The sequence below is a fragment of the Neptunomonas sp. genome (genome assembly GCF_016744175.1).
In the GTDB taxonomy this organism is placed as follows: domain Bacteria; phylum Pseudomonadota; class Gammaproteobacteria; order Pseudomonadales; family Balneatricaceae; genus Neptunomonas.
Window position 1 is genome coordinate 1 of sequence record NZ_JADGEV010000063.1, and the last position, 11,022, is coordinate 11,022.

8 protein-coding genes and 1 tRNA gene are annotated in these 11,022 nt (G+C 41.6%); 1 reads left to right on the forward strand and 8 read right to left on the reverse strand.

Translation table 11 applies throughout. The features are described from left to right. Positions 1-8 precede the first annotated feature (8 nt). Positions 9-95: transfer RNA gene (locus QZZ55_RS18515), tRNA-Leu, on the reverse strand. Between the two features lie 434 nt (positions 96-529). On the opposite strand from QZZ55_RS18515, the gene QZZ55_RS18520 reads away from it, so the two are divergent. Beyond that, positions 530-664 carry a hypothetical protein gene (locus QZZ55_RS18520; RefSeq protein ID WP_293268906.1) on the forward strand — a complete coding sequence of 45 codons (135 nt, stop codon included), beginning with the start codon at positions 530-532 and terminating at the stop codon, positions 662-664. A gap of 137 nt (positions 665-801) precedes the next feature. On the opposite strand, the gene QZZ55_RS18525 is transcribed toward QZZ55_RS18520, so the two are convergent. The 7 genes from QZZ55_RS18525 to tagH all read right to left on the reverse strand — a co-directional run bounded on the left by QZZ55_RS18525 (position 802) and on the right by tagH (position 10,703). Continuing rightward, a complete protein-coding gene (locus tag QZZ55_RS18525) occupies positions 802-1,635 on the reverse strand; it encodes a ceramidase domain-containing protein (protein ID WP_293268907.1) in 834 nt (277 codons plus the stop codon). 118 nt (positions 1,636-1,753) lie between these two features. Beyond that, positions 1,754-2,503: a protein phosphatase 2C domain-containing protein gene (locus tag QZZ55_RS18530; protein WP_293268908.1), complete on the reverse strand. Its 750-nt coding sequence runs from the start codon at positions 2,501-2,503 to the stop codon at positions 1,754-1,756. Positions 2,504-2,518: 15 nt separating this feature from the next. Continuing rightward, complete coding sequence (tagF, locus tag QZZ55_RS18535) at positions 2,519-3,247, reverse strand: type VI secretion system-associated protein TagF (RefSeq protein WP_293268909.1); 729 nt, start codon at positions 3,245-3,247, stop codon at positions 2,519-2,521. Positions 3,248-3,255: 8 nt separating this feature from the next. Further along, on the reverse strand, positions 3,256-6,789 hold the full coding sequence (tssM, locus tag QZZ55_RS18540) for a type VI secretion system membrane subunit TssM (protein ID WP_293268910.1): 3,534 nt from the start codon (positions 6,787-6,789) through the stop codon (positions 3,256-3,258). Between the two features lie 44 nt (positions 6,790-6,833). Further along, positions 6,834-7,745, reverse strand: a complete 912-nt coding sequence (icmH, locus tag QZZ55_RS18545) for a type IVB secretion system protein IcmH/DotU (protein WP_293268911.1) — start codon at positions 7,743-7,745, stop codon at positions 6,834-6,836. A 15-nt stretch (positions 7,746-7,760) separates the two neighbouring features. After that, positions 7,761-9,095: a type VI secretion system baseplate subunit TssK gene (gene tssK, locus QZZ55_RS18550; protein WP_293268912.1), complete on the reverse strand. Its 1,335-nt coding sequence runs from the start codon at positions 9,093-9,095 to the stop codon at positions 7,761-7,763. A 117-nt stretch (positions 9,096-9,212) separates the two neighbouring features. Then, on the reverse strand, positions 9,213-10,703 hold the full coding sequence (gene tagH / locus QZZ55_RS18555) for a type VI secretion system-associated FHA domain protein TagH (RefSeq protein ID WP_293268913.1): 1,491 nt from the start codon (positions 10,701-10,703) through the stop codon (positions 9,213-9,215). Positions 10,704-11,022: the final 319 nt, after the last annotated feature.

The window sequence follows — 11,022 nt, forward strand, 5'->3', positions numbered from 1 at the left end:
AGAAAAGATGGTGCCCGGAGCCGGAATTGAACCGGCACGCTCTTTCAAGCGCAAGATTTTAAGTCTTGTGTGTCTACCAATTTCACCATCCGGGCTGGATGCTCCAATGCAAATATCTTGCTGGAGTAAAGATCAGGATTGAGTGTTTACTCGTTTTTTAATCCTGTGTCTCAATGAGATGCAGCGTATTATCCAAATATTTAAGCTTATTACAAGTGTTTTATTTCAAAAGGTTACAAAAAAATATCGAATCATAATTCAACACACTGTTAGCTTCATTTGTCTTACGTTTTACACCCGTCCAGAAGATCCACATATCCGAATGAAGTTCATACCTTTACAGCATTTTCATAGCCTAAACTAAGACGATTCCTCATTGTACGAGGCTTCAAAGAAGCATTTGTTATTTATAATGAAAACGTATAGAGCATAAAGAGCTATACAGAAACCGAACTAAAACTCATATTGTTGTCAAAAAATAGGCTATAGTTAATAAGAATGGAAAATAAGAAAAGCTTGGAGCTATGAGATGAGTTATAAGATCTTTAATAAAGATGGGCGCCCTGTTGGCGATATCCACTCTAAAGAAATGAGTTTAAAAGCGGCCAAAGCACTTGCCGAAAAATGGTTTGGTGAAGGCAGCTCAGTTAAAGCAGAAAAATAAAGAAGTACGACCTCTACCGCTTGGGCAAAGATACAGCTTAGCTCAAGCGGCCTACTTGTCGAATGCGCCGATGACACCTCCTAACGAAACAGCATTGAAAGCACATAGTATCTGTTTTAGTAGATAAACTCCTCGCCCTATCTTTGCTCCACACCCTCTCTTTTTCTATACACTTTAATCAAATAATACAAACCCATGGCTGGTAATATGTGTTTGATACTGTGCCCACTAATCACACCCAGAAAACCATGCACCTGACTATCAAAAGTTTCAAATAGCTTTGCAGCAACATAGGTAGCAAGTAATACCCAATACCCTGAGCGGCAAGAATAATTTGATTTGAAAAACACGAGCATTACCGGAATGGTTAGAATTGGGAAAAACTGCACAACTGCATAATAGCGAAGATCACCTTCGCCCCAGATCTCTGTAAACCTCCAATATAAAACCGAAGCTAAGCCTATGCATAAAAAAGGTATCAGACATATTCTACCTAGTTTTATAGATATAAATTCACTAATAATAACTGAGAAGAGCCCCATAAATGCAATTGTCATCGGTATACGATCCCACACCAAGGTTTCGTTACTTGGCCATAAATGGTAGTAGCCGGAGCCAATGCCTACGAGTGCAGCCCCTAAAAATAGCGCCAAATATGCATAGTAATTAGCATTAAGTATTTTCAACGCCCCCCTACCTTCCGCTTTTAGTGCAACCAACCCAAGAACACCTACCATTAAAAATGGTATATTGGACAGTACATTCAACATATTCGGAATAAACATACCCGACATAGTATCGGAAAAATTATGATACTCATTATCTTGGCCTATAGGGTCAAACATAAAGAAAGCTATTAAAACAGCAATACTTATGGATAGAATTATTATTGTTCCATTTTTTTCATTAATAATTTTAATTAAACGCATAATATGTATATCTACACTCGGTCTGCATTGTTTTAGTCGCATTAAACACTCACCAGCATAGCTAATGGCATAACACATTGAATCACTTGTGATTTTATTTGACAAAAATTTTCAATAATTATCTAAGGTTACTCAGCAACACCATAACCTAAGTCGATCTTTAACTTTTAGTTTTATGCGAAAACTCAACAGCGACTACTGTAACATTGTCCCGCGCACCTCTACTCAGTGCCAGTTCCATTAATCTGCTTGCGACAAAATTTATATTATTGGATGACTGCATTATCTGCTCTATTTCACTCTCCGAAACTTCTTTGTATAAGCCATCACTGCAGATCACGTATCGATCATAAGCGTGTATTTTATCGAACTTAACATCTACAACCAGGTTTTCATAAGCCCCTATAGCACGGGTTATGATATTCGATGCAGGATGGCTCTCTGCATCTGCGGCTTTAATCAGGCCCTTATCAACCATTTCTTGCACCTGACTATGATCATGTGTAACGGCAGCAATAGCGCCATTGCGCAATCTATAAACCCGACTATCTCCTGCCCAAAGAACCGCACAATCACCATTAATTGCAAGTAACAACGCTACTGTGCTGCCTATCGTTGTTTGAGAGCCCCGATTGTCCGCAATCAGGCGCAACTCCTTATTTACATCCCACAGATTGTCTTGAGCCGCCTCTACAAACATGTCTATCTCAGACATGGATGGCAAAGCATCTAAGCTATCGATGACGGACTTACTAGCGACATCGCCTGAGTCATGCCCACCCATACCATCAGCAACAACCCAGATTCCGGTATCCGGGGAGTCTAAGAACGAGTCTTCATTGACCTTTCTAATATTGCCGGTATCCGTCAAACCCGCTGATTGCCAAACAAACGACTTTGATCTATTCATTTTATTACCTATAGCCTAAATGTTATCCGGTAGAGGCATTGACCATTGCTCCCAATTTCCAGAACTCCAATCACCACTCAACATAGCTGAAAAATCTTTTACCTGAGGTAAGCCCGCACAAACAAGTAAGCTCGATGATACAAAATCAGACCCACTACCCCACCATAAACTGTAATCAGACAGCCGCTGTAACAATAATTGATGCGCCAATGTCGGTATTGCAGAATTAACACCTTGTTCTGACAGTGAAATTTGCCAGACAGAACCGAAGCCCACATTTATTGGCGTTCCGATAGAGGCATGTGCTTTATCAAGGCTTCCCAATGAAACAACTCTTGTATCAAAGTTTTCCATATTAAATCGCGTATCAACCAGCACACTCATCAATGCCTCTTCGGCCATATCAAACCAATCAGAGCCTTCTAACACAACTTTTAAAGGATTAGCATCTAGCGGTAATCGACAAGCAAGCGTTAGCGGAAAATAACGGCCGACCCTATCAACGCTCGGCATCATCAAACCAAACCATGGAGAATCACCACATAAGCCCTTTGATATAACAAACCGCCAAAGCGGGCTAGTTAGGTACATTTTTAACCACTCTTCTCCTAATTGTGTTTGGCTACTGGCTATGGCACTCTGAAGCCAACCATCCCACGGCTCAACAAAGCTTTTGGGAAGCCTTCGGTTTACAAAATCTCCTACTTCAGGAAACTTTCCATAAAAACCAGCTGTAGACTCCATATAATTACCTATAAGCGGTTAGGGCAGCGAAATTTGTGAATTTGATCGATCTGAAAAGGATTCGATACGGTATCTGCCCGTAATTGCCATGTGGTTTTAAGACCCTTAAGACTAAAAGTAGCATTCGCTACATCCCTTGATTTCACATCAACTTTAGATTGATCTAACAATCTAAATAAGGCCCACGGCCCCTCAATTGTGTTAGCTGCGGATGCATTTCGATCATCCTGAAATACTAGACGAACTTGGTTAATGCTGTTGGGACCAGGCCATTGTGCTTTTAAAACACGTGCAGGACCATGACGATAGCGAAATTGCTGCCCATCTAAATTCAAACTAAAGACTTTGACATTTGCATCAAGAAACAATGGCTTAAGACCAAAGCTAACGGAAGGTGTTTGACCACCTAATTGAAAATATGCATCACGAAAACTGGCAGCTCTTCGGAATTGAACCAGCGTATTTTTAGACATCCCGATACTGCTATTTGCAACAGGTTTCCACTGCCACCGACCACCCGACACCTTTACAAAAGGCTTGATATTGTCTTCGAAAAAAGAGTCAATCAAGCCACCAGGGCCAAACAACTTACCAAAATCAAGTAGCGTTATATCCCTAGCGCTTTTCCTATAAAATGGATACCGGTTTTGAACCGCCTTTTTACACAACGGAAGAACTTCGGCTTGCCAGATAGCATTAATTTGAGAACGTGCATCAGCCATTGTCACTTTTCGGCTATTAATGAGCACCTGTTGTAACCACCTTTTCACCGGTTCAGGCTGCCGCGTAGTTTCTGACTGCATTCTAATCAATAGGTCACTCGAGCCCCCACCCGTCACTGCACTTAAGGAGCCCGAGTCTATGCCCATTGTCATGGATCCAAACTGCCCATATAGTTGCGACAACAGCTCGAACAATGGATCAATAGGTGCCATACCATTTTCAGATTTCTTTAATAATGTATTTATCTGTTTAAAGTGCTCATCCACTTGTTTCTCGGGATGGCTTAATTCAGAAGAAGCAACGCCACTTATACCCGGTAATAAAAGCCGAGATAACCGCCCTTGAGCACCCCCTCCAGTGACCTTGCCGACAGCTTTATCTATTAACCCTTCATTGAATAGCTGCGTGTTCTTTACAACCGCCTGTAATAAATTACGCATAGGGGAGTTAGGTGAAGCGAGCGTGTCTAGTACATCTGCTGCTTGACTTAAGCTTTTAAAAGGAAGCACACTGACATCTCCCAATAATTGGTCCCAAGAGTGGTTATAGTCAGAAAAATAAAGTGCTTCTAGTTCGCTTTGCAGCTGTTCAACCTCAGGATCTGATAACTCAGGCTTATTAGGATCTAACACCCAATTTTCTTCGCTTGATACTTCTGAAATTGTACTAATTTTGTCTTTAAAATAGTTATGGTAACCCTCATAGGTAAATAGACTAGATATCCCATCATCCAAATCTGCTCCACTTTCTCGATGAAAAACCTTACGGCCTATAGGCCCCATAGCATCAATCAAACGAAACGGGTTTTCATCAAATGCAGCGTAATCACGCTTCATTCTTCCATAAAGCAATTCTGACAACTGTACTGACTTTAGTGAAAGCCTAGAACTAGCTATGATATCTGGGTTTAGTTCGGTTGAAATAAACCCAAGATCCAACATTTCTGAAGTGTGGGCCTGAAATTGCCCCTGAGTTTCTGGATTATTCGGATACAGGGCTTGCCAGTCTAATGTCATCCAAAGCTTTATAAACGTCGAGTCCCGTCTCGCCTTATCTCCTAACATTAAATAGGCTTTTAAAGCCTCATATTTAAGATCAGGCCCGGTTCTTTCGCTGACTAGATGTTCTTCAAGACGGTGCTTAACCGCAGGTAACATTAACGTATTAAGCTCCCCTTGATATATCTCCCTTGCAGCACCTGTCAGTGTATTTCCTTGGTATAACCCCATACGCATCAATATAGGAACACCATCATCAAAAGTACTATAAACCTGCGTTAACTCACGAACCCCATTAAGGCGATTCAACACCCGATCAAAAGTTGAAACGTTACGTGGGTTAGTTTGGTACGAGCTTTTATATTCTTCAAGAGCAGCTTTAAAACGATAAATATATACTTCATTCCGTGTCAAGCTAGTCATCCACACCACAATAGCCAGTGCCGTGAGACCAACAACACCACCATAAGATGCTCTCTGCACCCATTGACGTCGTATTTCAAGTCGCTGATTAGAACCTACTAAGCCAGCCTCATTGAAAATCACATCGTTCATCAACCTATTAACAAAATAGCTACGTCCTTGTCCCTCGTGCGGCCTGATCATTTGCTGATTTAAACCAAAAGTATTTGATAAAGCGCCAACAACTCTATCAATAGGTGAGCCTTCTTGGGTTCCACTTGTTAAATAAAAGCCTCGTAATAGCATAGGCTCGTCATAACGATTTTCTGAAAACAAATCGCCCAGAAAGCCATTCAACAACTCTCTTAATGACGCTACTTGTTGCGGGAAAGAAAACAGAACAGCTCGTCTCTGAGGGTCTCTCTCTTGCTGCATCCTCCATAACAAACGCTTATTAAGCCTCTCAATAAGCGCATCAAACTCATTCATAAAAAGACTGGCAGGTGATGCATTACCGCCTTTAGGCTCATAAGGAAAGCTCATACCCAAAACTTGGCGTCTTTCCTCTTGTCCCAGATCATCGAAGAATTCCATAAAACCAGCAATAAGGTCACACTTAGTCAACAATACATAAACCGGAAAGCGAACGCCTAAGCGGCTATTTAATTCTTGCAGTCGGAGCTTAATAGCCTTTATTTGTTGCATCCGTTCGGATTCATTCTGCATCAGTAGATCAGATAAACTAATTGCAATCATAGCTCCGTTAATCGGACGGCGACGGCGATATTTCTTTAATAGATCTAGAAATCCCTCCCACGCGGCACTGTCTGCTTGCTTATGGCTATCCTGAGTTGTATACCTACCTGCTGTATCCAGCAAAACAGCATCCTCAGTAAACCACCAATCGCAATTCCTTGTCCCACCTACACCTCTAAGTGACTCTTTACCAAACTTGTCTTCAAGAGGAAAACGAAGGCCCGAATTCAGTAATGCCGTGGTTTTACCACTGCCTGGGGGACCAATAATGATGTACCAAGGAAGGTCATATATTCCTGCAACATTTTTCTTCCCAGAGGATTTTTTCATGACCTGAAGCGCTTCTTCAAATCGTTCTTTTAGTAACGCTACTTCTTCAGCAGACTGACTAAGAACAGAGTCATCCTCAACAATTGGCTGATCAAACCCTTTGGCGAGCTCTGAGTTAGCTTTATTCATCTTTATTTGAATACGAAGCTTGTTGCCTCCCCACAAAAGCAACACAAGTAATATAGCAATCAAGCGCACCAGTTCATCTTTTAAGGGAACCCAGCCATCTATCGCAATCAATGGGCCTACTATCCAGATTAAAATACTGATAGCCAAAAGCCCGAGCAAAGAAATAAGCCAGCGGTTCCTTAAAAAACCAAATAATCGTCTCATAGCTTTCCCTTCCTCGTTGGCTTTAGAAAATTACTACCGGATCATTACTTCCTTAGCTCTATAGTTTGCTCTTGTTTTATCTGGTTTAGCTCTTCAATAACAGGCTCAGTAGTCGCTCCTACGATCAATCGAAACCCGCTATACACGAGCAGCAGTAACATCCCAGATAGAGCAACAACTACCCAAAGCGGGACATATTTAATTAGAGCATTTCGCGTGTCAGGCACACCGCGCCAATGTGGAGACAGCTCCCTTTCAAAGTCGCCCCGCTGTAAAGAAATCAACTTAAAAAGGTCATCTTGAATAGCGACTAATTGAGTGAGCCCTCTATCAGAAACACCATACTTACCCTCAAAACCAAACGACAAACAGATATAAATCAGCTCAAGAATTTCAAGATTTTTTGCAGGATTTTTTTTCAAATTATCTAGTACAAGAAAGAATTTCTCCCCACCCCACGTCTCATTATGAAAGGTGCTAAGTAATGTTTGGGAAGCCCAGTCACTATCGCTCCCCCATGGGGTCTTTAAAACACTCTCATCAAGAAAGGTACAAAGCATATACCGCGCAGTCAGTGTCTCATCCTGATCAAGCCCATTAGACCTCGTGGTATCTTCAAACAACCTAATTTGATGAATGACACTGTTTCTTAAAGACGTTATATCACTCTGCATAGCACTATTTCGAAGCTGAGAAGCTAGCATCAATAATGAATAAGCATTATCAACAAGAAGATTTAGACCAGAGCCCTTAGGGAGAGGTAAAGGCGAAATACCACGGTTTCCTTGAGGAGGGGAGTACGACTGAGCAGGAGCCTCATATGAAGGAGTTTGCTTCCGTTCTCCAGAAACATTTCGATCAATCTGACCAGAAAAAGAAGCGGCCTTTCCTCCGGGCATAGGCCGAATAATGGTTCGATCACTGTGGTCATTAGAGAATGGATCATCAGCACTCATGTCATTTAACTCCTATTATTGCCTTATCGCCCATAACTCAAGCTTAAGGTTAGGGAACTCACCTCCTATATGAATCGCGACACCACCCGATACATTTAACTGCCCCCATAAATCACCGCTTTTCTCCAACTCAAAATACACGTAACCGGTATGGTAAGGAATTTGACGCGGGGCAACAGGCATGGGCCTAATTCTGATGCCAGGTAGTTGGACATTTACCAGCTGTCGTATTTGCTCAGTCGGGCCAATTTTTACTTGTGCAGGAAACCTCTGGCGAACATCTTCAGCAGGAGTGTCAGAAGAAACCGCAAGAACAAAGCTAGCTTGCTGAAGAAGTGACTCATCACTCACAATTGCAACACGAATACCATATTTACGTTCCTGTAGAGGAATAGAAACAGCCGTTTGCTCTAAAACCATGCTAAGAGATTGACGCAGAGATTCAAAAACCGGTGCAAATGTTTTTTGAAGGTTGTCATGTTGGTAAATATCAAACTCTGGTGCAATTTTGTTTGTAGCTGTAAAAGTAGCCATTTCTCCAGCCATCGAAACAGCAAACTGATAAAACGATTCTGGGTGGTAACCGCGAAGTGATGCAAGATGAGTAATCAATGGAGAATATCGATTAACTGCCTGAAGCAGTAAGAAGTCAGCAATCTCTGCTGCCCCTCCACGGCCAGAAACAACTATCCTACCCGCTAGCGCATCTGCTCTATGCTTCAGCAAACCGGTTAACTCTTTCATAAAGCTGACAAGCCCAGGAGATGCTCGACAATCCAAAGAGGGCAACAGAAAGTTTTCATCCATTAATAAGCTTTTATCAGCCCTAACTTCGACTATTCTGCCTATACCCAAACAAGCATATTCATCTCGGTGATGCTTCTCTAACATGAGGCGCATACGTAACTTACCAACCCGAATGGCTGCCATGCTCCCGCCTATTGAGCAATTATCTTGCGTCTCTATTTCTATAGGCGAGTATCTCGCCAGACTATCAGGATCCGATTCATTATCGATATCTGCAGTACCTGAGCGCTGCAACGGAATACATAAATAGACAACACAATCCTTTATATCTTCAGGAATATCTATCGCCAAAGGAGGCTCATCATTGCTAGGAATACTAAAGGGCGTACCATCCTGAAACACCCCCCTAGCCTGACTTATAGAAACTTTGCCTAAGCCTAAGAGCTTCTGGTCAATCTGGAAATCAACAACGCCCCACGAAAAAGGCCGTAAGTGAGTACAGCGCTCCTCAATCAGATTTTCAACAAATCGGGTATATTGCTGGTAATGATGGGGCCGAAGAAACATTCCTTCAGACCAAATGACTCGGGCACTTTGTGACATCCAATACTCCCTATCGAAAATCAAGCATCACCTACGATATCAAAACAGCATGCTTAACTCGTTGCGATGTAAACTGTAATTTCATTTTAAAACTGCAGACCTAACCGTAAGCAGGTCTTATTTCTCAGTAACGGTCAAACGCTGTACTTGATCTTCATAAGCACGCGAAAATGCTTCTCCAAACAGCACCTGAAAAGCACTCTCCGATTCAGTAACATTATTCTTGTAAAACTTAATATAATTGTCCCAAGCGTTTGATTTCTTATTCATAGAATTCAATGCCGCTTGGAGTACATTCGATTCCTTATCCTCTTTGACAAAGTGAGCAGGGTCTAAACGCAACATCAAAGCAGAAAATGCAGCCTGCATACCGGTAATCATCGCTATTTGATGGCTACGTATTTCCTCAACACTTTCTTCAATTGCATCATTAGAACTTAAGTAACCGCCCCCTTTATTGAGAAAGAGCATTCTTAATGCTTCATCCACATTAGGTGAAAATTTAAGGGGATTATTTTCGATAGGTCGTAACATTGTCAAAGACATCCTGAACTCATTTTTCAGGTTCGTTCGAGCATGCTGCAATTCAATAATCCCTTGTAGCATCTCGCGAAATAGTCGCCCAAAATCAGACATTGCCTGCTTCTTATCCAAGTATGCAAAATGCTCTGTTTCCATACCTGCCGCATTTATAAACAGTTCAAAAAAGTCATCCCGTCCCTTGCTTGGAGTCGGAGTCGGAGTCGGAGTCGGAGTCGGAGTCGGAGTCGGAGTCGGAGTCGGAGTCGGAGTCGGAGTCGGAGTCGGAGTCGGCTGATCATCGAGGGTTAGTTGTTTTTTAGCAACTAGTGAGTTGTCAATGTCAGGGGAGGAAGGAAAGTCCTCAACGTGAAAAGGATCTAGATTATGACTAGAACTCTCTGGCTTTAAAAATTCGGAGGGTTCTTCGATAGAGAAAGAGCTATCCCAATTCTCTGGAATCTGCTCTTTTTCAGAAGAAAACTCTACGGGTTCATCAAGTATTGGTTTATGTTGATCTTCTAAAATCTCAGGTGCTTGAAAAATATCATTTAAGGCCGATGAATGGTCTAGTTTTGCATCTTGATCAGAGCTTTCAGAAATAAAGCGGTCATTAAAATCACCAACATCATGATCTGAATGTGGTGCGGTGCCATTAGGTGAATTGTCTTTTAAAGGATCGAAAGTCGGCGCATTTATAATAAGTTCTTCGGATTCCATTTCATCATTTGAAGATTCATATCCTGAGCTATCAACTGGCTTACCGTTGCTAGAAAATGATACCGATATATCATAATCCCCAAAACGAAACGTAGTACCATCAGATAGTCCAACAGAATTACCATTTCCAATCGCAGAGGATTGGCCACTTACAAAAATTCCATTTGTGCTGGTGTCTGTCACATAAAAACACCCATCTTGAAAGGAGACCACACCATGCTTGCTGGAAATTATTCTTTCGGGATCAGGAAGTACCCAGTCATTAGAGGAAGCTCGCCCAAAAGCACCTCCCTTCTCATCAAAGCAATGCTGTGCATCAGCACCCAAGGCCTGATATTGATAACTCGTTATTGTTAGCGTTACGAGCATCGTATTCTGAGCTCCTCTAACTATTACATCCTGTTATAAAATCGAGCTATAAAGAGACCCAAGACTTGCAAAGGAACCTTTAGCTTTCGGCCCATAATCAAAAATCTTCATAAAATCCTAGCATAAAGATTAAACTTTAAAAACCAGTTTGATTTTTAAAACTTAAAAAGTATTTTTACTAATCAATGCACTTATGCACTAATCAAACAAGCTTCGTGGTTTTAACTTTTCTAATCCGGGTGTAATATCCTAAGAACACTATAAGCGTATATGTATCACGGAGTAATTTAACGAGGGAATACCATGAAATATAAAACTG

Coding starts and splice junctions, on each gene's coding strand:
- tssM (WP_293268910.1), bottom strand. CDS start 6,789: ATGAGACGATTATTTGGTTTTTTAAGGAACCGCTGGCTTATTTCTTTG.
- QZZ55_RS18530 (WP_293268908.1), bottom strand. CDS start 2,503: ATGAATAGATCAAAGTCGTTTGTTTGGCAATCAGCGGGTTTGACGGAT.
- QZZ55_RS18525 (WP_293268907.1), bottom strand. CDS start 1,635: ATGCGACTAAAACAATGCAGACCGAGTGTAGATATACATATTATGCGT.
- QZZ55_RS18520 (WP_293268906.1), top strand. CDS start 530: ATGAGTTATAAGATCTTTAATAAAGATGGGCGCCCTGTTGGCGATATC.
- tagF (WP_293268909.1), bottom strand. CDS start 3,247: ATGGAGTCTACAGCTGGTTTTTATGGAAAGTTTCCTGAAGTAGGAGAT.
- tssK (WP_293268912.1), bottom strand. CDS start 9,095: ATGTCACAAAGTGCCCGAGTCATTTGGTCTGAAGGAATGTTTCTTCGG.
- icmH (WP_293268911.1), bottom strand. CDS start 7,745: ATGAGTGCTGATGATCCATTCTCTAATGACCACAGTGATCGAACCATT.
- tagH (WP_293268913.1), bottom strand. CDS start 10,703: ATGCTCGTAACGCTAACAATAACGAGTTATCAATATCAGGCCTTGGGT.